We start from the raw sequence: 21982 nt of genomic DNA on the forward strand, positions 1-21982 counted from the left end.
CCTCGAAACCCGACGTGACCTGCGATGTTCGTTCCGGTGCGCAGGGGGTAGCAACCCCCTACGGAACGCCGGCGCGCGTTCCCCTCCGCCGTCCCGGCACAGGGGACCGTAACGGACCGGGCGGTGCGAGCGACCTCGACGAGGACAACGTGATGGCTCACCAAGGGGACGATCTGCCGCGCTTCGCCGCGATCGGCGAGCGGCTCACCGAGGAGTTCGACGGGGTGCACGGGGCCGACACGGTGGACCGGTGCGTCTCCGCCGCGCGCTACGGCGCCGAGGAGGTCACCGGGGCGGCGCCGCCCGACCTCGTGGAACGCATCGCACGCCGGCACCTGGAGGTGCTCGCGACGGTCGCGGCCGAGAAGCGCCGCAAGGCGGCCCGGTCGTCGCTGGACAACGCCCCATAACGGACCTTCGCCGGCGCGGCGCCCCTTGGGTCACGGCAACGCGCCACAGCCCTTGCTTTGCCGGTCGGACGGGCTGTGCGAAACTGAACCGGGGTTCGTGAGTCAACGCTCCGGGAGGCTGCGGTGCCCGCAAAGAAGTACATGACGTGGGCCGCTGCGGCCTTCGTGGCTTTCTACGTCATCCAGCAGCCGGACGGTGCGGCCCAGTCGGTCGAGAGCGCGGCCAACGGCATCGCCTCCGCCGCGGGTTCCCTGGCCACCTTCGTCAACGCGCTCGCGTGACGGGGGCGCGATGAGACTCGTCACCCCCGGCGACTCGGCGCCCGCGTCGGTCAACAAGTACCTGCTCCCGCACGAGAACCAGGTGATCACGGTGCGGCGGCATCCGGCCGTGCTGATGGTCCCGGTCGGGCTCGTCCTCGGCGGCCTGATCATCGCGGGCGTGCTGAGCAACACCGTCGCCAGCGGCGGCGGGACGACGGTCATCAGCTGGATCTGGTGGGGCTGGCTGATCCTGCTCGCCTGGTTCGTCTGGCGCGTGGCCGAATGGTCCGTCGACTACTTCGTCATCACCAACCAGCGGATGCTGCTGACCACCGGCCTGATCACGCGCAGGGTCGCGATGATGCCGCTGGCCAAGGTCACCGACATGAGCTTCAAGCGGACGATCGCGGGCCGCATGCTCGGCTACGGGGAGTTCATCCTGGAGTCCGCCGGCCAGGACCAGGCGCTCACCAACGTGGACTACCTGCCCTACCCCGAGCAGCTGTACCTCGAAGTCTGCGAAATGATCTTCCCGAACAAGAACCCGGAGCCGCCGGAGAAGACGCTTCCGCCGCCTCCGCCGCCGCGCCGGCCCAAGCAGCCGGACGACGTCCCGACCGCGTCCGGCCCCGCGGGCGGCCCCGACCCCGAGCCGTGATTCCGCGGCCCGGCGCCGGACGTCCGGCCGGACGGCCGGGAATCCGCGCGCCGCGCCGAGACGGAACAGGTGGCCGGAAAGCGCGGCGGACTGGTCAATATCGGCGGTGTCCGAGATCTTGCGCGCCCGGTCGGATACCGTCGGCGGGGTGACAGACGTCGCGACCGCCGGACGATCCAGCGGCACGGGCCAGTGGCACGGGCCGCCGCGCCACCGCGTTCCAGCAGCGTGCGCGCCGGAGCCGGACGGGTCCGGCCGGACGGTCTCTCCGATCCCCGCTTCATTGCTCTCGATGTGCGATTACCCGCAATGTGCAATCATGTCGGCACCCCAGCCGCCTGTTTACTTCCGCTAAGTGAGTCCACATGCCGGGTCCAGGCAATGTCGGCGAACGTGTCCGCAACCTGCGGCTGACCAGACGCTTGTCGCAGGCACAGCTCGCCGGTCACGACCTTTCCGACAGCTACATCTCATTGATCGAGTCGGGGAAGCGCACGCCGACCCCGACCGTCCTGCGCATGCTGGCCGAGCGCCTCGGCTGCACCCCGGAGTACCTCGCCGAGGGCGTCGAGCCGGAGCAGCGCGCCCACCTCGAGGTCCGGGAGCGGCACGCGCACTTCGCGCTGCTGCGCGGCGACGCCGCCACCGCCGAGACCGGCTTCGACGAGGTGATCGCCCGCAGCGACGATCCCGACCTGACGTCCCGCGCCCGCTGGGGCCGCGCCCGCGCCCTGGAGGAGCTGGGCCGGACGGACGCCGCCATCGCGCTGTTCGAGGAGCTGCGCGAGCAGGCCGAACGCGACCCGGGCCGGGCCAGCTGGCTGCCGCCCGTGATCGCGCTGGCCAGGTGCTACCACACCGTCGGCGACCTGGGGCAGGCGATCGCGCTCGGCGAGCGCGCCGTCGCACGGCTCGAACAGCTGGGGCTCGGCGTCGGCCACGAGTACACCGAGGCCGGGCGCATCCTGCTGCTCGCCTACGTCGATCGCTCCGACCCGGCGCGCGCGCACGAGCTCGGACGGCGCCTCCTCCACCCCGAGCAGTCCGCGGAGACCGAGCCGGTGAGCGTCCACTACCAGCGGGCGAGCATGCGCGCGCTGGACGAGGGGACCGTCGGCGATTCGCTGTACTTCGCCGATCAGGCCCTGGCGGCGCGCACCGACGCCACGCCCGTGCAGAGCCGTGCCCGTCTCGCCCTCGCCGGCGCAAAGGCACTGCTCAGGGGAGTCCTCCCGTTCTCCGTCATCGCGCCGCCGGGTGCGATGCCGTCCGGCGCGTTCGAACGTCCGCGGCCCGAGGGCTCGCGTGAGGCCGCGCAAGAGGCACTGGATCTCCTGCAAGGCGCGACGGATCTCGACGGTGACGAGAGCACCGAGAGCACGCTCGCCAAAGCGCGCGCGCTGGTCCTCGTCGGCGAACTGGACGACGCGATCGCCACCCTGGAACGGTTCCTCGACACGGGGATGGCCCTCGCCGCCCCGCCGAGCAGCCGCACCATGTCGGTGACCCCGCAGCCTGGCAGCGACCTCGCCGTCCGCACGCAGAAGACCATCCTGGCCAGGCTCGTCCTGGCGCGCGCACGCGTCGCCCAGGGCGACCGCACGGCGGCCCTGGTCGTGCTGCGTGCCGCGTCCGACCAGCTCGCGATGCTGGCTCCGGGCCGTCCGGCGGCGCATCTGTTCCGGGAACTGGGCGAGCTGTTCGAACTCGTCCAGGATTCCGAGGGCGCGGCCACCGCCTACCGACAGGCCCTCCAGGCAGCGGGTCTCTCCGCCTCCCTGACCACGTCGCCGCCCGCCGGTGCGAGGACGCCGTCCCTGCACGGCCCCCACGACGACCCGGGCATCTGACGGCGCGGGGCAGAACCCCGGCCGCAGCCGCCCGGCGCGCGCGCCCGTCGGCGATGTGACGGATCTCCCCGTGCGCGGGAACAAGCGCGGTCCGATCCTCCTTTACTCTTAAACATGGGATGACTGGTTGACCGGAGGTTAGCGATGACACTGCGCACGGCTCGCCGGTCGTCGCTGGTCGACCAGGTGATCGGCCAGCTCAGGGACGAGATCGTCGGGGGAACCTGGGCGGTCGGCGGCAAGATCCCGCCGGAGCCGGTCCTCGCGGAGACGCTCGGGGTCGGCCGCAACACCGTCCGCGAGGCCGTCCGCGCCCTGACGCACGCGGGACTCCTCGAAAGCCGGCAGGGCGACGGAACGTACGTGCGCGCGACGAGCGAACTGTCCGGGGCCGTCCGGCGGCGCCTGGAGACGGCGGAACTCGTCGAGATCCTGGAGGTCCGGCGCGGCCTGGAGGTCGAGGCCGCGAGGCTCGCGGCCACCCGCCGCACCGAGGCCGACGTCGCCGCCATCGCGGTCGCCCTCGCGCGCCGCGACGCCGCCTGGGCGGCCGGCGAGCACGCCGCGTTCGTCGAGGCGGACCTCGCCTTCCACACCGCCGTCGTCGACGCCACGCACAACCGCGTCCTGACGGACCTCTACCGCGACTTCAGCGCCGCGCTGCGGGCCAGCATCGGCGCGGCCGGCGTCCTGCTGGAGCACGCGGACGTCCCGCACGGCCCCATCGCCGCCGCCGTCGAGGCCGGCGACGCCGACGCCGCGACCCGGGCCACGCACGCGTGCCTCGACCAGATCCTCGCCTCCACCACCCCGCCCGGCGCCGAGCCGAGGCGCGAGGCCGTACACGAGTCCTGACCGCCACCGCCCAGAAGGCGCGGTCAGGCAAGAAATGACCCGGCGCTCGACGCCGGGACGACGCGATGACGAGCAAGGTGTGATGAACAGTTCTGTGACGACTCCGGTTTCCCGTGCCACGGCCGTCTGGTCGCTCGCGGGGCTGGTGCTGCTGACGATCAACCTGCGGGCCGCGATCACCGGGATCTCCCCGGTGCTCGGCGACCTGCGGGACGTCTTCGGCCTGTCCGGCGCCGAGGTCGGCGTCCTCACCACGCTGCCGGTGCTGTGCCTGGGCGCGTTCGCCGGCCTCGCGCCGGTGGTGGCGCGGCGGGTCGGCGCCGAGGTCGCCATCGCCGGATCCCTCGTCATGATCACGGCGGGGATCGTGCTGCGCGTGGTGCAGTCGCCGGTGTCGCTCTACACCGGCACGGTCCTCGCGGGCGCGGGGATCGCGATGGGCAACGTCCTCATGCCGGCCGTGATCAAGCGCGCGTTCCCGTCCCGGGTGGGCTCGCTCACCGGCCTCGCGATGATGCTGATGGCGGCCAGCGGCGCCGTCGCGGCCGGGCTCGCGGTGCCGCTGGACGAGGCCGGCGGATGGCGGCTCGCCCTCGCCGTCTGGGCCGTCCCGTCCCTGGTCGCCGTGCTCGTGTGGGGGCCGCTCGCCGTCCGGGGCCGCCGCGCCCGCCGCGCGCCCGACGTCCCCGTCCCGGCTCCGCGCGACGAGGGGTCGCTGGTGCGCTCCCCGACCGCCTGGTACGTCGCCGCCTTCATGGGCCTGGCGTCGCTGATGTTCTACGTCCTGATGTCGTGGCTGCCGGAGATCATGCAGGACGCCGGCTACGCGCCCGCGGCCGCCGGGATGATGGTCTCCGCCATGATGATCGTCGGCATTCCGCTGGGCTTCGTCGTCCCCGTGTTCGCCGCGCGGCTGCGCGACCAGCGTCCCCTGGTCGTCGCCGTCGCCGCCACCATGGTCGTGGGCACCCTCGGGCTGCTGCTCGCCCCGTCCGCCGGCTGGACGTGGGTCCTCATCCTCGGGATCGGCACGGGCAGCGCGTTCCCGCTGGCCTACACGCTGCTCAGCCTGCGCTCGCCGAACCCGTCCGTGGCGGCGGGCCTGTCCGGGATGGCGCAGACGGGCGGCTACCTCCTCGCCGCCGCCGGACCGCTCGCGGTCGGGGTGCTGCACGACGCCACGGGCGGCTGGAACGTTCCGATCGTCCTCCTGCTCGTGCTGGTCGTGCCGGAGGTCGTCTTCGGGCTGCTCGCCGCGCGTCCCGGATTCGTCCGGCCGGCGCGTCCGCGGGTCCGGCCGCAGGAGCTTCCCGCGCTGGAGCCCGCCCGTTCGCGCTGATCAGCCCATGTCGACGGCGTCCAGGTCGAGGACGCGCGCGTGCAGGACGAGCCGCTGGTGCAGCGCCGCCCGGAGCGCCCGGTGCAGGCCGTCCTCCAGGTAGAGCTCGCCCTGCCACTGGACGACGTGCGGGAACAGGTCGCCGTAGAACGTGGAGTCCTTGGAGAGCAGCGACTGCAGATCCATCTCGCGTTTGGTGCTGACGAGCTGGTCGAGGCGTACCTGTCGAGGCGGGATCTTGGCCCAGTCCCGGGAGGAGAACCCGTGGTCCGGGTAGGGCCGCCCGTCGCCCACCGCCTTGAAGATCACCCTCCGAGTCTACGGCGTCGGCCCTACGCGGAGAAGGCAACATAACAACATGCGTCACTGGAGTTACCGCCTTTGGTAAACCAGTTACCGCGCAGCTCAGGCCACTCGTCACTTAGTTGCGGTCCGGCGGTGCCGGAGGCGGGGAAGCGCCGGCCGGGCCCGGTGGGCGCCCGGTGGGCGGCCGGGCGGCGGCACGCGAAAGGCCGGTGCCCGCGTCGGGCACCGGCCTCGGTGTGGCGGAGGATGCGAGATTCGAACTCGCGAGCGCTTGCACGCAACACGCTTTCCAAGCGTGCGCCCTAGGCCACTAGGCGAATCCTCCACGGTGAAGCCTACCGGTTCTGAGGCAGTGACCTGACCTCAATTACCGCGGACACGGGGATCGGTCCGAAGACGTGGGGGAAGACGTCGTCGCCGACGGGCTCGTGGCGGACGGGGGCGTCCAGCCGGGACACGTCGACGACCAGCAGGACCAGGTCTTCTCTGGGGACGGCGCCGTAGAAGCGGGCGAGGACGCCGTCCACTTGGTCCATTTCGGACGAGCAGTGGATGAAGCCCTCGTCGTCCAGCGTCCGGCCCAGCGTGGACATCGTGTACGACACACCCGCGGCGCGGGCGGTTTCCCAGTGGGTTCGTTCGGCGATGTGCAGGAGCGTGTCCCGGGTCGGGGAAGGCATGACGCGGAGACTACGCGGAAGCGTGGCAATCCAGGGCCGGGGATGTCATAGACTCTGGGCAGACCCCTCGCATGGCGTCATCCTGTGAACCTCCCCAGGGCCGGAAGGCAGCAAGGATAAACAGGCTCTGGCGGGTGTGCGGGGGGTCCTTTGCTTCAAGGCGACACCGTGGATCAAGCCGACATCGTGATTCAAGGCGACACTGTGCTTCCGACGCTCTGCTTCTCCAGGAGGGCGGTCCCCCGATGAGTCTGGCGCTGTACCGCAAGTACCGGCCGGCGACGTTCGCCGAGCTGAAGGGGCAGGAGCATGTCGCCGAGCCCCTGCAGCAGGCGCTGCGCAACGGCCGGATCAACCACGCGTACCTGTTCAGCGGTCCGCGCGGCTGCGGCAAGACGTCCAGCGCCCGGATCCTCGCCCGCTCGCTGATCTGCGAGCAGGGGCCGACCCCCGACCCGTGCGGCAAGTGCGACTCGTGCGTCGCGCTCGGCCCGTCCGGCACCGGGCACATCGACGTGATCGAGATCGACGCCGCGTCCCACGGCGGCGTCGACGATGCCCGTGACCTGCGGGAACGCGCCTTCTTCACGCCGGTGGCGGCGCGCTTCAAGGTGTACATCATCGACGAGGCGCACATGGTCACCAGCGGGGGCTTCAACGCGCTGCTGAAGCTCGTCGAGGAGCCGCCGCCGCATCTGAAGTTCGTGTTCGCGACCACCGAGCCCGAGAAGGTCATCGGGACGATCCGGTCCCGGACCCACCACTACCCGTTCCGGCTGATCCCGCCGGGGGTGCTGCAGGAGCTCGTCGAGGAGATCCTCCAGGCTGAGGACGTCCCGTACGAGGCGTCCGCGCTGCCGCTGGCGGTGCGGGCGGGTGCCGGGTCGGCGCGCGACACGCTTTCGATCCTGGACCAGCTGCTCGCCGGGTCGGACGAGAAGGGCATCACGTACGCGCGGGCGGTCTCGCTGCTCGGATACACCGACTCCGCGCTGCTGGACGAGGTCATCGCGGCGTTCGCGGCCCGCGACGGCGCCGCCGTCTTCGCCGCCGTCGACCGGGTGATCGAGAGCGGCCAGGACCCGCGCCGCTTCACCACCGACCTGCTGGAACGCGTCCGCGACCTGGTGATCCTTTCGAACGTCCCGGAGGCGGGCGGGTCGGGGCTGCTGAACGTTCCGCCGGACGAGCTGGACGCGATGCGGCGCCAGGCGTCCTCGATGGGGCCGGGCGAACTGACGCGCGCCGCCGACCTGCTGCACACCGGGCTCACCGAGATGCGCGGCGCCACGTCCCCGCGGCTGCTGCTGGAACTGATCTGCGCCCGCATCCTGCTGCCGGGGGCGTACGAGGACGAGGCGTCGATGTTCGCCCGCCTCGACCGCCTGGAACGCCAAGCCGCCCAAGGCGGCCTGGCCGGAGGGCAGGACGCGGGCGGCGGGCCGACGCAAGCGTTCGCGGCCGCGCCCCCGGTGACACCCGCCCAGGGGCAGGGGGGCGGCGGACAAGGGCATGGCGCTGCGCCTCGTACGCGCGGAGAAGACACGTCGCGTGGAGAAGCCACCCCGCCCGCCCAGGGGGGCGACCCCACTTCCAGTGTCAACCCCCAACCCGCCGCGGCGCCGCCAGAACGCAGTTCTGTGGATAACCGCCCCAGCCGCTCCGGTTCCGGTGCCGGCCCAGCCCACGCCCCAGGCCCAGCCCCGACCCCCGCGCCCGCCACAGGCCCAGGCCCGAAATCCACCGGCTCCCCTCAGACCTCCTCCGGGGCGCCTTCCGAAGGCGGAGGCGGCGGGGTCGATTTCTCGTCCATCCAGCGGCTCTGGCCGGACGTCGTCGAGGCGGTCAAGCAGAAGAGCCGCGCCACCTGGATGGTCATCATGGCCGGGGTGCAGCCGCTCTCGCTCGAAGGCAAGGTCCTGACCTTGGGATTCGACGCCGAGGGACGCCGCCTGGGCTTCGTCAACGGCGGCCGAGACACCGTCCTCCGCGAGGTCTTCAAGGAGCGGATGGGCGTCGACTGGCGCATCGAGACCGTCGTCGGCGGCGCGGGCGGGTCCGGAGGCGGACGTCCCCCGGGCCAGGGCCCCGGCGGCGGCGGACGGCCGGGCGCCGCCGGCAACGGCCCGAACGGCGGTTTCGGCTCCGCCTCGTCCTCCGGCTTCGGATCGGCGGACGGCGGATCGTCCGCATCCGGGGGCTTCGGCAGCGCCCCGCAAGCGCAGTCCCCGCGGAACGCGCCCCAGGGGGGACGGCCGAACGCGTCCTCGAATCCCGTCCCGCGCCCCGCGAACGGCGAGGGTCCGCGCAGGCAGGTCGACCCGGGGCCGCTGCCGCCGCCGCCGGACGAGCCTCCTCCGCCGGACGAGCCCATGCCCGTGGACGAGAGCGACGAGGTCGACCCCGAAGGCGACGCGGACGCCGAGGGCAACGAGGCCGAGATGAGCGGCATGGCCCTCATCCAGCGCGAACTCGGCGGCCAGGTCATCCGCGAGATCGACAACACGTAGCCGTCCGCCGGGCCGCCGGGCTCCTGCCCGGCGGCGGCACCGAGAGCGGATCACCCCCGGCAGGGGCCCGTCATCGCCCAGCGCGGCGCCGCGGTTGTTTGACCAGGCGCAGGCGTGGGAGCACTCCCGCCAAGATCATGACCGGCGTACTTACCGCATCATGGCGCGAACCCGTAGTCTCGGGGGACGGACGTCCGGAGGCTGGCGGAGCGCCAGAGAGAAGGCCCTCGGGGGCCGGAAGAGGGAGTGCACCGTGGAACCCGGTGGTCAGTTGAACATGCAGGAACTGCTGCAGCAGGCGCAGGCCATGCAGCAGCAGCTTTTCACCGCGCAGCGCGAACTGGCGGAGGCCGAGGTGAAGGGCACCGCGGGGGGCGGGCTCGTCACCGCGACGGTCAACGGGCAGGGCGAGGTCACGGGTCTGTCGATCGACCCGAAGGCCATCGACGCCGACGACCCGGCCGACACCGCCGAGACCGTCGCCGACCTCGTCCTGGCCGCGATCCGGGACGCCGGGCGCGAGGCGCAGGAACTCCAGCAGGAGAAGATGGGACCGCTCGCCCAGGGGCTCGGCGGCGCCGGCGGCATCCCGGGCCTCGGCGGAGGCGGCGACCTCCCCGGCGGATTCCCCGGCCTCGGCGGCCAGGGCTCCTGAGCGCGCGGCGGCGCGCGGACGACCACGCAGGCAGGACCGAGACTAGGAAAGGAGGGGTCCGTTGTACGAAGGGGTGGTCCAGAACCTCATCGACGAGCTGGGCAGGCTGCCCGGCGTCGGCCCCAAGAGCGCGCAGCGGATCGCCTTCCACCTGCTCGCCGCCGACCCGGCCGACGTCGAACGGCTCGGCAAGGCGCTCAAGGAGGTCAAGGACAAGGTCCGCTTCTGCAGGACGTGCGGGAACGTCGCCGAAGAGGAGCAGTGCCGGATCTGCCGGGACGCCCGGCGCGACCCCCATGTCATCTGCGTCGTGGAGGAGTCCAAGGACGTCGTCGCGATCGAGAAGACCCGCGAGTTCCGCGGCACCTACCACGTGCTCGGCGGCGCGATCAGCCCGATCGAGGGCGTCGGCCCCGACGACCTGCGCATCCGCGAGCTGATGCAGCGGCTCGCGGACGGGACGGTGACCGAGCTGATCCTCGCCACCGACCCCAACCTTGAAGGCGAGGCGACCGCGACGTACCTCGCGCGGCTCGTCAAGCCCATGGGCATCACCGTCACCCGTCTGGCCAGCGGCCTGCCGGTGGGTGGCGACCTCGAGTACGCAGACGAGGTGACGCTGGGCCGCGCATTCGAAGGACGGAGGCTGCTCGATGTCTGACACCAACAGCCCGCAGGACTGGAACGCCCTCGCCGAGCGCGTGGCGTGCCACGTCGACAACTACCTGAACGGACTGGAGGCGGTCGCCCGCGGCGACGGCGGGACGCACACGATCCCGCTGCTCCTCCTCGAAGTGTCGCAGGTCATCCTGGCCGGCGCGCAGCTCGGCGCCAGCGCCGACGTCATCCTCCCCGACAACTGGGAGCCCGAGGTCGGCGACGACCCCGACCTCGACGCCGTCCGGCAGGGCCTGGCCGAACGCCTCGTCGCGCTGGACGAGTACGCCGAGGTGTTCGACCCCTACAAGGACACCGAGACCACCGCCTACCGCCTGTCGGACGACCTGGTCGACGTCGCCAGCGACCTCGTCCACGGGCTGCGTCACTACAACCAGGACCGTCCCCTGGAAGCGCTCTGGTGGTGGCAGTACTCCTACTTCAACCACTGGGGCAACCACGCTGGCGCCGCGCTGCGGGCCCTGCACGCCTTCGTCGCCAACGCCCGCCTGGACGTCTCCACGGAAGTCGCCACAGCCTGACCGGAGCCACACCTCGATCAGAGCCACGGTCGACCAGGGGCCGCGCCACTCGGCCGCGCTTGGAACCGCGCGGCTCAGCCGCGCCCGGAACCGCCGGAGCCCACCGAGGCGCCGAGCGTCCATGCGACCAACTCGGCCGCCTTCTCGGCGTCCGAGCCGATCTGCCCGCCGTCTCCGGAGGTCCACGCGTACAGGCGGAGGTCGCCGTCCCAGACGACGACGCCCGACTGACCGCGGTACGCGACGCGCAGCCCGGTCTCGTCGTCGTCCGGCAGCGTCGCGGACACTTGCGGGGCGCGCCGCCGCAGCGCCGCGTACAGCGCGTGAAGCGGTCCCCTGCGTATCCGCGGCAGCTCATCGAACGCGGCCATCGGCTCTCCCATCAGCTCGGTCACCGCCGCGCACGCCCGACCGGGGCACGGCACGGACGCAGCGGTTCGCCGGTGGACGGGATGAACCACCGCACACCCCGCCCCGTGCCCCTTAGCTAGACGCTTTGCCCCGCTTCCTGGTGGTCCGCCGAGAAGATCCGTACTGCGGACTCGGGCGATCCTGGACGTCCGCAACCGACCGCCGGCGGCCATCGCCGTCCAGATGCCGAAAGCCCGTGTGGCGACGTTCGAACGTTCGCCACACGGGCCGTGGTTCCACTTTCGCGACCAACCGTTCCATGGACCGAAATCTCCAGCCAACGGCGGACAGGCCCTCGACGGCGTGCGCGTCAGAGGCGGGCGCGGAAGGTGCCGGCCTGCTGGAAGGCGCCGTCCAGGATGCGGCCGACCTCGTCCAGCTTCTTGCGGACCTTGGCCACGCCGATGGCGCCGCCGGACATGCCGGTCGTGGCGAGGCCGGCGTCGACGACCACGGTGCCGTCCTGCTGCGGACGGAGGATGATGCGGTACTTGTAGTGCGTGGCGAACGCCCCGAGGAGCAGCGCCTTGGTGCGGCTGCCCTTCTCGATGATGCACTCGCCGGGGTTCTCCCAGGTGAAGCGGAAGCCCTCGGCCTGCAGCACCTGCTCCAGCACGGGGCGGACCTGATCGGGGGCGCCGGTCACCTGGATCTTGACGGAATCGGCCATGTTGCTCCTTCGTGGGGGGAAGGGGGGAGGGCGTGCTCGCCCTGTCGCAGCGGTAAGACGAGCGTGTCGGCCCAAGTGTTCGGGAAGATGTGAAGTGAATCATATTCCCGGGCGCCCGAGGCGGGCGGTCGTCCGCGGGACGGGCCCGCAGGCAGTTACCTGGCCGTGATGCGCTGACGGGGGCTCGGTAGACTCATCGTCCGGAACGTCTGACCCCGATCCGAGGAGCGCCCACTCGTGGCTCTTGTCGTGCAGAAGTACGGTGGCTCCTCCGTCGCCGACGCCGAAGGCGTCAAGCGGGTCGCCCAGCGCATCGTCGCAACGAAGAAGGCAGGAAACGACGTGGTCGTCGTCGTGTCCGCCATGGGCGACACGACGGATGACCTCATCGATATGGCCAAGCAGGTCAGCCCCCTGCCGCCGGGCCGTGAGCTGGACATGCTGCTCACCGCGGGCGAGCGCATCTCGATGGCGCTGCTGGCCATGGCCATCGCGAACCTGGGCCACGAGGCCCGCTCGTTCACCGGCTCCCAGGCGGGTGTGATCACCGACGGCTCGCATGGGAAAGCGAAGATCATCGATGTGACGCCCGGCCGGATCCGGACGGCGCTGGACGAGGGCTCGATCTGCATCGTGGCCGGTTTCCAGGGCGTCTCGCAGGGCACCAAGGACATCACCACACTCGGCCGCGGCGGGTCCGACACCACCGCGGTCGCGCTCGCCGCCGCGCTGGACGCCGACGTCTGCGAGATCTACTCCGACGTGGACGGCGTCTTCACCGCCGACCCGCGCATCGTCGCGTCCGCGCACAAGATCCCGAAGATCTCCTATGAGGAGATGCTGGAGATGGCGGCTAACGGGGCGAAGATCCTGCATCTGCGCTGCGTGGAGTACGCGCGCCGCTACAACATCCCGATCCATGTGCGGTCCTCGTTCAGTCAGAAGGAGGGCACGTGGGTCGTCGACAGCAGCGAGATCGAAGGACAGGACATGGAGCAGGCGATCATCTCCGGCGTCGCGCACGACCGGAGCGAGGCCAAGATCACCGTGGTGGGGGTCCCGGACAAGGTCGGTGAGGCCGCCGCGATCTTCTCGGTGCTGTCCGACGCCGAGATCAACATCGACATGATCGTGCAGAACGTGTCGGCGGCGTCCACGGGGCGGACCGACATCTCGTTCACGCTGCCGTCGACCGACGGGCAGACCGCGCTCACCGCCCTCAACAAGCTGAAGGAGCGGATCGGCTTCGAGGCGCTGCGCTACGACGACCGCATCGGCAAGGTCTCGCTGATCGGCGCCGGGATGCGCTCGCACCCGGGCGTCACCGCCAAGCTGTTCAGCGCGATCGCCGACGCCGGGGTGAACATCGAGATGATCTCCACGTCGGAGATCCGGATCTCGGTCGTCGTCGCCCAGGACGACGTCGACACCTCGGTCGCCGCCGCCCACCACGCCTTCGACCTCGACTCCGAGCAGGTCGAGGCCGTCGTCTACGGCGGCACCGGCCGCTGACCCGCGCGGCGGCGCCGCGTTCGGGAACCGGGCGCGTTCGGCGGTAGTTCTGAGGGTGTGAGTGCGACGAGGGGCGACGGCTCCGGGCTGCCGACCCTCGTGGTCGTCGGCGCCACCGGGGCGGTCGGCGCGGTGATGCTCGACCTGCTGTCCACCCGCCGGGACGCGTACGGGGAGATCCGCCTCGCCGGGTCGGCGCGGTCCGCCGGACGTGCGCTGAGCGTGCGCGGCGAACGGGCCGAGGTCCTCGCCCTCGCGCCGGAGGTCTTCGAGGGCGCCGACGTGGCGATGTTCGCCGTCCCGGACGCGGTGGCCGCCGAATGGGCGCCGGTCGCGGTCCGGCACGGCGCCGTGGCGGTCGACGGGTCGCGCGCGTTCCGGGCCGTCCGGGACGTTCCGCTCGTGGTGCCCGAGGTGAACCCCGAGCGGGTGCGGGACCGTCCGAGCGGCATCGTCGCCGGTCCCGGATGCGCGACCCTCTCGATGATCGTGGCGATCGGCGCGCTGCACGCGCGGTACGGGCTGCGGGAGCTGGTCGTCGCGTCGTACCAGGCGGCGTCCGGCGCGGGCCGGCGCGGCATCGACACCCTGTACGCGCAGCTGGAGAAGGTCGGCGGCGACCGGGCGCTCGGCAACCGCTCCGGCGACGTCCGCGGCGCGGTCGGCGGTCTCGGCCCGTTCCCGGCGCCGCTCGCGCTGAACGTGATCCCCTGGACGGGGGCGGCCGAGGACGGCGGCTGGACGTCCGACGAGGTCGGCCTGCGGGACGAGACCCGCAGGGTCCTCGGCCTGCCCGGCCTGAAGGTGTCGGCGACGTGTGTGCGCGTCCCGGTGGTCACGGGGCATTCGATGGCGGTGCACGCCGTGTTCGAGGAGCGCACCGGCCGGCGCGAGGCGCAGGAGATCCTCGCCCGCTCGGCCGGCGTCGTCCTGTGCGACAACCCGGAGACGTACGAGTTCCCGACGCCGTCCGACGTCGCGGGCACGGACCCGACCTGGGCGGGACGCGTCCGCCGCTCGCTCGACGACCCGCGGGGCCTGGACCTGTTCCTCTCCGGCGACAACCTCCGCCAGGGCGCCGCGCTCAACACCGTCCGGACGGCGGAGCTGGTGGCCGCCGAGCTGACCGCCTGAACACGCCCGGCCGCGCCGGGGGACGCGCGGGTCGCGCACGGCACGTCCGCCGCACGGCGGTTCACGGCATGAGCGGGACGCCGCATGCGGGCTTTAGGCTGGCATGCGTGACCGAGACGAAGGCCGTGAAGTCCGAGCAGACGCGGGCCGCGATCGTCGAGACGGCGCTGCGCCTGTTCCGGGAGCGCGGATACGAGGCGACGACGATGCGGGCGATCGCCAAGGAGGCGGGCGTCTCGGTCGGCAACGCGTACTACTACTTCGGCTCCAAGGAAGAGCTGATCCAGGCGTACTACGACGAACTGCAGGACGAGCACGTCGCCGCCTGCCGGGCCGTCCTCGACACCGAGCGGGAGTTCGCGCCGCGGCTGCTCGGCGTCCTGCGGGCCCGGGTCGACACGATGGTCCCTTACCACGAGTTCGCCGGGAAGTTCTTCAAGTTCGCCGCCGAGCCGACCAGCCCGCTCAACCCGTTCAGCGCCGAGTCCGGGCCGGCCCGCGACTCGGCGGTCGCGATCTACCGCGAGGTCGTCGAGGGCTCCGACCTGAAGATCGACAAGGAGTTCCGGGCGGAGCTGCCCGAACTGCTGTGGATCTACTCGATGGGCATCGTCCTGTACTGGGTGCACGACGACTCGCCGGGCTGCCGCAAGACGTACCTCCTCGTCGAGCGGACGGTCCCGCTCGTCAACCGCATGGTGTCGATGTCGCGGCTGCCGGGCTTCAAGTCGGTGACGCGGGAGCTGGTGGGCATCATCCGCGAGGTCCGCGCCTGATCCGGGCGGCGGCTCAGCGGAAGGTGATGTCCCAGTGGTCCTTCTCGCGGGCGAAGACGGCGCCGTCCGGTGACCGGTGGAGCCGGGCGCCGTCACCGCGGGTGCCCTGGGACGGGTACCGCTTGATCGCGGCGTTCACGCACCGTCCGGGCGCGATGTCGAGCTTGTAGCCGTTCGCGTGGCTGTAGGGGCCGCTCGCGTGGCCGCGCTCGGTGCCACCGGTGACGGTGATCTTGCAGCCGCTCGACTCGGCGAAGTCGAGCAGGCCCTTGAGCGTCCCCCACCGGATGCCGTCGAACGAGGTGCAGGCCGCGACCGTCCGGTCGGAGCAGCCCCCGGTCGAGCGCCAGCGGATGCCGTTGCCGCGCAGCGTGAGCTCGGCGAACTCCTGGCTCAGGCGCAGTGACTTGGGCGGTTCCTCTGGTTCGTCCGGTGGCGCGGCGTCCTGTTCCGGTGCGGACAGGTCGGCCGGTCCGGGCGAGTCCGGCCAGGGCGGCGGTGTCGCCCCGGCGGCGGGGACGGTTTCCGGCGCGGAGTGCCGCTGCGGAGCCGACCGGGTCCGGGCCCGGCGGAACGGCGGCGTGATCCCGGCCGAGTCGCGGCCCGCCGGTGCGCCCGCCCGCTTCGAGGCGGGCCGGCCGCCGTGCGCGGACAGGGTGACGGCCCGGATCAGGCGATGATTCCGGGCCGGTGAAACGGGCTGGGCTTCGCGGGCGTCCGCGCGGGCGGCGGGACGGCCGCCGCGCGCGGAAGCGGCGTACGCCGTCGCGGGCGGGGCGGTGGCGGACGTCATGGCGGCGAGGGCCGTCGCCACCGCCGCCAGGCGGAACGCCGCGCGATGCGCCCCGGGTATTCGGTCGCCGCGAGCGTGCCGGACGAGCGCATGGGCGTGCCGAGAACGTGTCATGTCGTCCCCCCGATCGGTGATCTTCGATTACCGGGGGGCGGGCCGGCCGTCCTGATCAACGGCCGACCGGAGGATGCCCGAGGTTCGATCTTGTAAACCCGGGGGACGGGCGGTCGCGCGCCCGTCCCCCGGAAAGATCACGACATACCGAGATGCTTGCGGGCGAAGCCGATTTCGGCGGCCATCTGCGTGATCCGCTCCTCGACGACGAGCGACCCGTGCCCCGCGTCGTACCGGTACACCTCGTGCGGCAGGCCCAGCTCGGAGAGGCGGCCGAGGTAGTTGTCGATCTGCCGGATGGGGCAGCGCGGGTCGTTCTCCCCGGCCAGGACCAGCACCGGCGCCGTGACCCGCGACACGTAGGTGATCGGGGACGACTCGCGGTAGCGGTCCGGGACCTCGTCCGGCGAGCCGCCGAACAGGGACCGGTCGAACGCCTGCAGCCCCTCCATCTCGTCCTCGTACGCGGCGACGTAGTCGGCGACGGGGACGGCGGCGACCGCGACGCTCCAGTCGTCCGGCTGCGTGCCGATGCCGAGCAGCGTGAGGAAGCCGCCCCAGGAGCCGCCCGTCAGCACCAGCCGCGCCGGGTCGGCGAGGCCCGATTCGACCGCCCAGTCGCGGACGGCCTTGATGTCCTCCAGTTCGGTGAGCCCGACGCGGCCCTCGATGGCGTCCCGCCATTCCGAGCCGTATCCGGTCGAGCCCCGGTAGTTGACGCGGACGACCGCGAACCCGTGGTCGACCCAGGCGGCGGCCGTCGCCACGAACGAGTCGTCGTCCTGCGCGGTCGGCCCGCCGTGGACGTCGAAGACGGTCGGGTACGGGCGGTCGCCGTCCGGTTTGCTGACCAGTGCGTGGATTCGTCCGCCGGGGCCGTCCACCCACACGTCCTCGACCGGGACGGACGGCGGCGCGGCCGGGCCGGGCGGGGTCAGCACGACCGCGCCGGACGTGGAGCGGATCACCGGCGGCTCGGCGGCGGACGACCACGAGAACTCGACCGTCCCGTCCGGCCGGACGGCGGCCCCGCCGATCACGCCGCGCGGCGTGTCGATCCTGGTCAGGACGCCGTCGGCCAGGTCGTACCGGTACAGCTCGTCGCGCGCCTCGTGCGAGTGGGAGATCAGCAGCGCCGTCCCGTCCGGGTACCAGCCGGCGCCGACCTCGCCGGGCAGGTCGAGGACGATCTCGTCCTCGGTGCCGGCGACCGGGTCCCAGAGGAGCATCTCGTCCCGGCCGCGTCGCTCATGGTTGACCAGGAGCCGCGAATCGCCTTCGACCGGGGCGAACCCGGCGCCGTAGACGCCCTTGCCGGGCCCGTCCCACAGGTCGGCGACCGTGGAGCCGTCCGGACGCAGCACGCGCAGCGCCATGTGCCGGCTGTCGCCGTGCTCGCTGTGCCCTATCGCGATGAGGGTCTCGTCCCGCGAGAGGGCGGCGACGTGGGCGTCCTCTGCGTGGTGGTAGAGAACCTCTGGCTCGGCCCTAGGACGGCACAGGTGAATCGTGTTTCCCTGCTCGGTCGTCCGTCCGATGACGGCGAGACCACTGCGGCCCAGGGACAACCCGGACGGATATGACGGTTCCAGACCGGGAACGGCGGGTTCGCTCTCCGTCCCCTCGAACGGGACGCGGTTCCATACGCCGAACTCGTCGCCGTCCGTGTCGGCGAACCACCACACCGATCCGCCGGACGGGGCGATGGCCCCCATCCACGTGCCGTTGGGACGTTCGGTCACCTGACGCTGCGCACCGGTTTCCCGGTCCCACGTGTAGATCTCCCACGTCCCGGTCACGTTCGACCGGTAGATGCTGCGGTTCGGGGCGTCGCGCGCCCAGTGGGGCAGGCTCATCCGGGCGGCCCGGAAACGCGCCTTCCAATGCTCGTCGTCGACCATGCCACCCAGTATCCCGGCCGATCCCCACCCGCACACCGGCCCGCCGCGGGCCGGCCGAGGGCGTCCGGTCAGGGGTTGCTCAGATGGCCGATGAGCTGGTCGAGCGCGGCGCGGACCTGGCGGTCCATGGCGCGGGCGAAGCCCGCCTCGACGGTGACCTGGGCGCCGGGGCGCAGCCGGGCGAGGGTCTCGGTGAGCTCGCCGAGGTCGCGGTCGTCGATGCTCGCGACGATGTGCGTGGCGATCAGCCGCACGAACATGGCGGCGAGGTCGTCCATGCTGCGCTGGAGCTCCAGCCCGGCCGAGAGCACCGCGTCCAGCGGGACCCCGGCGCGGACGAGCGCGATCGTCGCGTCCAGCTGGCGGCGGCTCCAGTGGGTGACGCGGTCGCCGTCCAGCTCGATGTGGCCGAGCGCGACGGCCCGTTCCACGGACTCGGGCCCGACCTCGCCGGGGAACAGCGCCGCCAGCTCGTCCAGCGTCATCGTCACCGGGACCTCGTTCGACCACGGCGTCGTGACCGCCTTCTCGACCCCGAGGACGGTGCCGATGTCGCGGCCCTGCTCCCACGCCGACAGCAGCTCGCGGATGCCCTCCAGCGTGTGCCCGCGTTCCAGCAGGTTCCCGATCATGCGGAGGCGGGCGAGATGGTCCGCGGAGTACAGGCCGATGCGTCCCTCGCGGCGCGGCGGCGGCAGCAGCTTGCGCTCCTGGTAGTAGCGCAGCGTCCGCACGGGGACGCCGGCCGCCGAGGCGAGTTCGCCGATGCGGTACTCGCGGCCACCGTCGCCGGGACGATCGTCCGTCGGCTCTTCGCTCACGGGCGCCAGCATAGTTCGCGGCCGGTGCCGATCAGGTCACCCGGCGTCCGGTAAGGGAACGCGAACGGGTCCGCGGACGTCGGACCTGCGTCGTCAGCAGCAGAGAAAGGCCCACCGCCATGCGCAAGTCCCGTTCCGCCGCACTCGCGCTGACCGTCCTGGTCGCCGCGTTCGGGTTGACCGCGTGCGGTCAGAACAAGTGGTGCGAGCACGACGCGACCGACACCAAGGTCAGCGACAGCTACTGCAAGAAGAACACGCCGGGCTACGAGTGGGAGAGCGGTGGCGGCCACGGCCACAAGACCAAGCACAAGAAGACCAAGTCGAAGTCGAGCCACTGAGGCGCTAAGGCGCCCGCCGGAGGGTCCTGGTTCCGCGTTGCCGGCGCCGGGGCCTTTCCTCGTTCGCGGCCTGTGCCGCCTCGGCGGCGAGCAGGTCGCGGAGCGAGCGGGGAAGGATGTCCTCGCGCCGGTCGGTGAACGGTGAACGCATCGGATTCTCCCTGGTCGGACCGTGTCAGGCGGCCGTGTGGAGGCCGGGGTAGGCCGCCGACACGGTGCTGAGCGCCCAGCGCATCCGGGCGCGGTAGATCTCCGGGTGGTCGCCCGCCTCCTGCGCGACGAGGGCGAGGCAGGTGGCGCGGTCTCCGCCGCGGGCGCCGATCCGGTCGTCGATCGCCGTGCGGACCCGCTCGGCGGAGGGATGGTCGGACTCCTGCAACCCGCTGCAGAACAGGATCTCGGCGAGGTCGGCGGCGGTCATCGAGGTGAGGGTCGGCGTGTTCGACATCGTGTGCCTTCTTCCTGCGGAGGGGCCTCGGTCCCCTGCTGCCAGATACGACTCTGCCCGCCGGGCGGACTCATCGCCATAGGGGAAAACCCCTAATCGCGGTGGGGCAATCCCCCGGGCGACCCGTTCCTGTTCGCGAATCCGTCCGCGAGCGCCGTCCGGAAGGCGCGCACGGCCGGATGCCCACCGCCTCCCCGGCGGGACGCGGTGAACAGGCGGCGGATCCGGTGCTCCGCCGGCAGCCGGTCGACCGGGACCGTCGGCGCACGCCCCGCCCACACGAGGCCGGGCAGCAGCGCTGCGGCGTGGCCCCGCTCCACCAGCCGCAGGTGGAGCAGCAGGTCGGTGGACTCGAACCGCACGTCCGGTTCGAACCCGGCCGCGCGGCACAGCCTCGTCGCCCACTGCCGGGACGCCGTCCCCTCCGGCTCCATGACCCACGGGACGTCCGCCAAACCCCGCAGGCCCCCGTCCGCCGCATGCCCGGGGGCGGGCGGCGTGCCGGACGGAAGCGCGAGGCGGATCTCGTCCTCGCCGAGTTCCGCGTACTCGACGCCGGCCGGACGCGGCCCCGGCTCCCCCGGATACTCCTCGGTGATCACCAGGTCGAAGTCCCGCGCGAGCAGCGCGGGCAGCGCGCTCTCCGGCTCCCGCTGGGTGATCTCGATCCGCAGCCGCGGGTGGGCGTCGCGGAGCAGGCTCAGCGCGTCCGGGACGAGCGCGAGCGCGGCGGTCTGGAACGCGGCGACCCGCAGCACTCCCGCGATGCCCTCCAGGGACGCCGCGAGATCGGCCTCCGCGCGTTCGAGCCGTTCCAGCACCGCCTCGGTGTGCGCGACGAGGATCTCGGCCTGCGCGGTCAGCCGGACCCGGCGCCCCACCGGCTCCAGCAGCGGCGCGCCGACCTCCTTCTCCAGGACGGACAGTTGCTGCGAGATCGACGACGGGCTGTAGGAGAGGGCTTCGGCGACGGCGGCGAGCGTCCCGCGGTGCTTCAGTTCGCGCAGCAGGCGCAGGCGGTGCAGATCCAGCATGCGCGTCCCATTCATCGGTCCGGCTGATGGTTATCGCTCGAAAACATTCGCTGGACCGACCATAGACCGCTGCGGAAACGTGTCGTCCATGGTCACCGCCCCCGCCCGCTGGTTCAGCCGTCCGGCCGCGCGCGCCTGGACGTGCCCGCCCGCCCCCGGCGGCGTCGCCGCCTTCCACCGGACGCTCCCCGGCCACGCGCCCACGCCGCTCGTCGAACTGCCGCCGCTGGCCGCCGAACTCGGCGTCCGGCGGGTCTTCGTGAAGGACGAGTCGTCCCGGCTCGGGCTTCCCGCCTTCAAGATCCTCGGCGCTTCGTGGGGGATCTACCGGGCGCTCCGCGACAGGCACGGCCTGCCGGACGTCCCGCTGGCCCGGCTGCGCGAGCGTGGCCCGGTCCGGCTGGTCACGGCGACGGACGGCAACCACGGCCGCGCGGTCGCCGCGATGGCCCGCCTCCTGGACGTCACGGCGGACGTCTACGTCCCGCACGGCGTCCACCCCGCCGCCATGGCCGCGATCAAGGCGGAGGGCGCCGGACTGACCGAGGTGCCCGGCCCCTACGACGAAGCGGTGCGCCTCGCGGCGGACGTGGCGGCGTCCGACCCTTCGGCCCTCCTCGTCCAGGACACGGCATGGCCGGGCTACGAACGCGTGCCCCAGTGGATCGTGGAGGGCTACTCCACCCTCTTCACCGAGATCGACGAACAGTTGGCGGCCGTGGGCGCCGCCCCAGCGGGCCTGGTGGCCGTCCCAGTGGGCGTGGGTTCGCTGGCCCAGGCGGCCGTGACCCACTACAGGTCGGGGCCTGCCAGACCCACCGTTCTCTCCGTCGAACCCGATGCTGCCCCTTGCGTACTGGCGAGCCTCCACGAAGACGAGCCCGTGACCGTCGAGACGGGCTCGACGTCCATGGCCGGTCTGAACTGCGCCACCCCGTCCACTCTCGCCTGGCCCGTCCTACGTTCCGGCCTGGACGCGGCAGTAGCGATAACCGACCCCGACACAGCCCGAGCCGCGAAGGACCTGTCCGCCCTGGGAGTATCGGCCGGTCCCTGCGGCGCCGCCTCCCTGGCCGGAACCCGCGCCGCCTTGGACCACCGCCCCGTCCTGTCCCCCGACCACACCGACACGATCGTTCTCCTGAACACGGAAGGCCGAGCGGCCAACCCCGCCATCCTCTGAGCCCGAAGGGGGAGCGTCCTACGCTGGCCGGGGGGACGGTCTTGTGCCGGTGCCTGGTTCGCGGAGCGCGGCGATAGGTTTGCCGCCGTCCGCGTCGCGGCAGGCGTTCCGTGCCGAG

24 protein-coding genes, 1 tRNA gene, 1 other RNA gene and 1 pseudogene are annotated in these 21982 nt (G+C 72.3%); 16 read left to right on the top strand and 11 right to left on the bottom strand.

Annotated elements, in window-relative coordinates; all coding sequences use genetic code 11:
• Positions 1–152: 152 nt before the first annotated feature.
• From ACA511_RS02665 to ACA511_RS02690, 6 genes and pseudogenes are all read left to right on the top strand, one after another.
• Positions 153–410 carry a hypothetical protein gene (locus ACA511_RS02665; protein ID WP_375022393.1) on the top strand — a complete coding sequence of 86 codons (258 nt, stop codon included), beginning with the start codon at positions 153–155 and terminating at the stop codon, positions 408–410.
• A 123-nt stretch (positions 411–533) separates the two neighbouring features.
• Complete coding sequence (locus ACA511_RS02670; RefSeq protein ID WP_375022394.1) at positions 534–692, top strand: hypothetical protein; 159 nt, start codon at positions 534–536, stop codon at positions 690–692.
• A 10-nt stretch (positions 693–702) separates the two neighbouring features.
• Positions 703–1215, top strand: a pseudogene (locus ACA511_RS02675) (PH domain-containing protein); the annotation flags it as partial.
• 482 nt (positions 1216–1697) lie between these two features.
• On the top strand, positions 1698–3182 hold the full coding sequence (locus ACA511_RS02680; protein ID WP_375022395.1) for a helix-turn-helix domain-containing protein: 1485 nt from the start codon (positions 1698–1700) through the stop codon (positions 3180–3182).
• Positions 3183–3326: 144 nt separating this feature from the next.
• Positions 3327–4037 (top strand): FadR/GntR family transcriptional regulator, encoded by a 711-nt coding sequence (locus tag ACA511_RS02685; RefSeq protein ID WP_375022396.1) that lies wholly within the window; start codon positions 3327–3329, stop codon positions 4035–4037.
• A 94-nt stretch (positions 4038–4131) separates the two neighbouring features.
• Positions 4132–5376 carry a CynX/NimT family MFS transporter gene (locus ACA511_RS02690; RefSeq protein WP_375022397.1) on the top strand — a complete coding sequence of 415 codons (1245 nt, stop codon included), beginning with the start codon at positions 4132–4134 and terminating at the stop codon, positions 5374–5376.
• On the opposite strand, the gene ACA511_RS02695 is transcribed toward ACA511_RS02690, so the two are convergent.
• From ACA511_RS02695 to ACA511_RS02705, 3 genes are all read right to left on the bottom strand, one after another.
• Positions 5377–5685, bottom strand: coding sequence for a type II toxin-antitoxin system VapB family antitoxin (locus tag ACA511_RS02695; protein WP_375022398.1), 309 nt, complete (start codon positions 5683–5685; stop codon positions 5377–5379).
• 234 nt (positions 5686–5919) lie between these two features.
• Positions 5920–6007: transfer RNA gene (locus ACA511_RS02700), tRNA-Ser, on the bottom strand.
• A gap of 10 nt (positions 6008–6017) precedes the next feature.
• Positions 6018–6362 carry a DUF952 domain-containing protein gene (locus ACA511_RS02705; protein ID WP_375022399.1) on the bottom strand — a complete coding sequence of 115 codons (345 nt, stop codon included), beginning with the start codon at positions 6360–6362 and terminating at the stop codon, positions 6018–6020.
• A 58-nt stretch (positions 6363–6420) separates the two neighbouring features.
• On the opposite strand from ACA511_RS02705, the gene ffs reads away from it, so the two are divergent.
• From ffs to ACA511_RS02730, 5 genes are all read left to right on the top strand, one after another.
• Positions 6421–6516, top strand: an RNA gene (gene ffs / locus ACA511_RS02710) — signal recognition particle sRNA small type.
• A gap of 91 nt (positions 6517–6607) precedes the next feature.
• Positions 6608–8872, top strand: a complete 2265-nt coding sequence (locus ACA511_RS02715) for a DNA polymerase III subunit gamma and tau (protein ID WP_375022400.1) — start codon at positions 6608–6610, stop codon at positions 8870–8872.
• A 253-nt stretch (positions 8873–9125) separates the two neighbouring features.
• Positions 9126–9527 carry a YbaB/EbfC family nucleoid-associated protein gene (locus tag ACA511_RS02720; protein ID WP_375022401.1) on the top strand — a complete coding sequence of 134 codons (402 nt, stop codon included), beginning with the start codon at positions 9126–9128 and terminating at the stop codon, positions 9525–9527.
• Positions 9528–9588: 61 nt separating this feature from the next.
• Complete coding sequence (gene recR / locus ACA511_RS02725) at positions 9589–10188, top strand: recombination mediator RecR (protein WP_375022402.1); 600 nt, start codon at positions 9589–9591, stop codon at positions 10186–10188.
• On the top strand, positions 10181–10726 hold the full coding sequence (locus ACA511_RS02730) for a DUF5063 domain-containing protein (RefSeq protein ID WP_375022403.1): 546 nt from the start codon (positions 10181–10183) through the stop codon (positions 10724–10726). Before recR ends, ACA511_RS02730 begins: the two co-directional genes overlap by 8 nt.
• Positions 10727–10800: 74 nt before the next feature.
• On the opposite strand, the gene ACA511_RS02735 is transcribed toward ACA511_RS02730, so the two are convergent.
• Both ACA511_RS02735 and ACA511_RS02740 read right to left on the bottom strand, forming a co-directional pair.
• Complete coding sequence (locus tag ACA511_RS02735) at positions 10801–11097, bottom strand: hypothetical protein (RefSeq protein WP_375022404.1); 297 nt, start codon at positions 11095–11097, stop codon at positions 10801–10803.
• Between the two features lie 350 nt (positions 11098–11447).
• Positions 11448–11807 (bottom strand): hypothetical protein, encoded by a 360-nt coding sequence (locus ACA511_RS02740; protein ID WP_375022405.1) that lies wholly within the window; start codon positions 11805–11807, stop codon positions 11448–11450.
• A 237-nt stretch (positions 11808–12044) separates the two neighbouring features.
• On the opposite strand from ACA511_RS02740, the gene ACA511_RS02745 reads away from it, so the two are divergent.
• The 3 genes from ACA511_RS02745 (at position 12045) to ACA511_RS02755 (ending at position 15229) form a co-directional block, all read left to right on the top strand.
• Positions 12045–13319, top strand: coding sequence for an aspartate kinase (locus ACA511_RS02745; RefSeq protein WP_375022406.1), 1275 nt, complete (start codon positions 12045–12047; stop codon positions 13317–13319).
• 57 nt (positions 13320–13376) lie between these two features.
• A complete protein-coding gene (locus tag ACA511_RS02750; protein ID WP_375022407.1) occupies positions 13377–14453 on the top strand; it encodes an aspartate-semialdehyde dehydrogenase in 1077 nt (358 codons plus the stop codon).
• A gap of 107 nt (positions 14454–14560) precedes the next feature.
• Complete coding sequence (locus tag ACA511_RS02755) at positions 14561–15229, top strand: TetR/AcrR family transcriptional regulator (RefSeq protein ID WP_375022408.1); 669 nt, start codon at positions 14561–14563, stop codon at positions 15227–15229.
• Positions 15230–15242: 13 nt separating this feature from the next.
• Here the strand turns inward: ACA511_RS02755 and ACA511_RS02760 are convergent, their stop codons facing one another.
• The 3 genes from ACA511_RS02760 to ACA511_RS02770 all read right to left on the bottom strand — a co-directional run bounded on the left by ACA511_RS02760 (position 15243) and on the right by ACA511_RS02770 (position 18858).
• A complete protein-coding gene (locus tag ACA511_RS02760) occupies positions 15243–16136 on the bottom strand; it encodes a hypothetical protein (protein WP_375022409.1) in 894 nt (297 codons plus the stop codon).
• A 137-nt stretch (positions 16137–16273) separates the two neighbouring features.
• Positions 16274–18037 (bottom strand): prolyl oligopeptidase family serine peptidase, encoded by a 1764-nt coding sequence (locus ACA511_RS02765; protein ID WP_375022410.1) that lies wholly within the window; start codon positions 18035–18037, stop codon positions 16274–16276.
• 68 nt (positions 18038–18105) lie between these two features.
• Positions 18106–18858, bottom strand: a complete 753-nt coding sequence (locus ACA511_RS02770) for a MerR family transcriptional regulator (RefSeq protein WP_375022411.1) — start codon at positions 18856–18858, stop codon at positions 18106–18108.
• Positions 18859–18977: 119 nt separating this feature from the next.
• Between ACA511_RS02770 and ACA511_RS02775 the strand changes: the two genes are divergently transcribed.
• Complete coding sequence (locus ACA511_RS02775; protein WP_375022412.1) at positions 18978–19199, top strand: hypothetical protein; 222 nt, start codon at positions 18978–18980, stop codon at positions 19197–19199.
• 4 nt (positions 19200–19203) lie between these two features.
• Here the strand turns inward: ACA511_RS02775 and ACA511_RS02780 are convergent, their stop codons facing one another.
• From ACA511_RS02780 to ACA511_RS02790, 3 genes are all read right to left on the bottom strand, one after another.
• Entirely contained in the window at positions 19204–19350 is a 147-nt protein-coding gene (locus tag ACA511_RS02780) for a hypothetical protein (RefSeq protein ID WP_375022413.1), read from the bottom strand.
• A 24-nt stretch (positions 19351–19374) separates the two neighbouring features.
• Complete coding sequence (locus ACA511_RS02785; RefSeq protein WP_375022414.1) at positions 19375–19647, bottom strand: hypothetical protein; 273 nt, start codon at positions 19645–19647, stop codon at positions 19375–19377.
• 92 nt (positions 19648–19739) lie between these two features.
• Entirely contained in the window at positions 19740–20681 is a 942-nt protein-coding gene (locus ACA511_RS02790; protein ID WP_375022415.1) for a LysR substrate-binding domain-containing protein, read from the bottom strand.
• Between the two features lie 88 nt (positions 20682–20769).
• Here ACA511_RS02790 and ACA511_RS02795 point away from each other — a divergent pair, with 88 nt between their 5' ends.
• Entirely contained in the window at positions 20770–21864 is a 1095-nt protein-coding gene (locus tag ACA511_RS02795; RefSeq protein ID WP_375022416.1) for a pyridoxal-phosphate dependent enzyme, read from the top strand.
• Positions 21865–21982 lie beyond the last annotated feature (118 nt).

This window comes from Actinomadura sp. GTD37, assembly GCF_041951365.1.
Taxonomy (GTDB): domain Bacteria; phylum Actinomycetota; class Actinomycetes; order Streptosporangiales; family Streptosporangiaceae; genus Spirillospora.

What these genes read in the sequence shown, in the direction of transcription:
- ACA511_RS02780 (WP_375022413.1), bottom strand. Translation starts at nt 19,350, where the DNA reads ATGCGTTCACCGTTCACCGACCGGCGCGAGGACATCCTTCCCCGCTCG.
- ACA511_RS02775 (WP_375022412.1), top strand. Translation starts at nt 18,978, where the DNA reads ATGCGCAAGTCCCGTTCCGCCGCACTCGCGCTGACCGTCCTGGTCGCC.
- ACA511_RS02680 (WP_375022395.1), top strand. Translation starts at nt 1,698, where the DNA reads ATGCCGGGTCCAGGCAATGTCGGCGAACGTGTCCGCAACCTGCGGCTG.
- ACA511_RS02785 (WP_375022414.1), bottom strand. Translation starts at nt 19,647, where the DNA reads ATGTCGAACACGCCGACCCTCACCTCGATGACCGCCGCCGACCTCGCC.
- ACA511_RS02740 (WP_375022405.1), bottom strand. Translation starts at nt 11,807, where the DNA reads ATGGCCGATTCCGTCAAGATCCAGGTGACCGGCGCCCCCGATCAGGTC.
- ACA511_RS02760 (WP_375022409.1), bottom strand. Translation starts at nt 16,136, where the DNA reads ATGACACGTTCTCGGCACGCCCATGCGCTCGTCCGGCACGCTCGCGGC.
- ACA511_RS02715 (WP_375022400.1), top strand. Translation starts at nt 6,608, where the DNA reads ATGAGTCTGGCGCTGTACCGCAAGTACCGGCCGGCGACGTTCGCCGAG.
- ACA511_RS02730 (WP_375022403.1), top strand. Translation starts at nt 10,181, where the DNA reads ATGTCTGACACCAACAGCCCGCAGGACTGGAACGCCCTCGCCGAGCGC.
- ACA511_RS02665 (WP_375022393.1), top strand. Translation starts at nt 153, where the DNA reads ATGGCTCACCAAGGGGACGATCTGCCGCGCTTCGCCGCGATCGGCGAG.
- ACA511_RS02685 (WP_375022396.1), top strand. Translation starts at nt 3,327, where the DNA reads ATGACACTGCGCACGGCTCGCCGGTCGTCGCTGGTCGACCAGGTGATC.
- ACA511_RS02765 (WP_375022410.1), bottom strand. Translation starts at nt 18,037, where the DNA reads ATGGTCGACGACGAGCATTGGAAGGCGCGTTTCCGGGCCGCCCGGATG.
- ACA511_RS02795 (WP_375022416.1), top strand. Translation starts at nt 20,770, where the DNA reads ATGGTCACCGCCCCCGCCCGCTGGTTCAGCCGTCCGGCCGCGCGCGCC.
- ACA511_RS02735 (WP_375022404.1), bottom strand. Translation starts at nt 11,097, where the DNA reads ATGGCCGCGTTCGATGAGCTGCCGCGGATACGCAGGGGACCGCTTCAC.
- ACA511_RS02705 (WP_375022399.1), bottom strand. Translation starts at nt 6,362, where the DNA reads ATGCCTTCCCCGACCCGGGACACGCTCCTGCACATCGCCGAACGAACC.
- ACA511_RS02790 (WP_375022415.1), bottom strand. Translation starts at nt 20,681, where the DNA reads ATGCTGGATCTGCACCGCCTGCGCCTGCTGCGCGAACTGAAGCACCGC.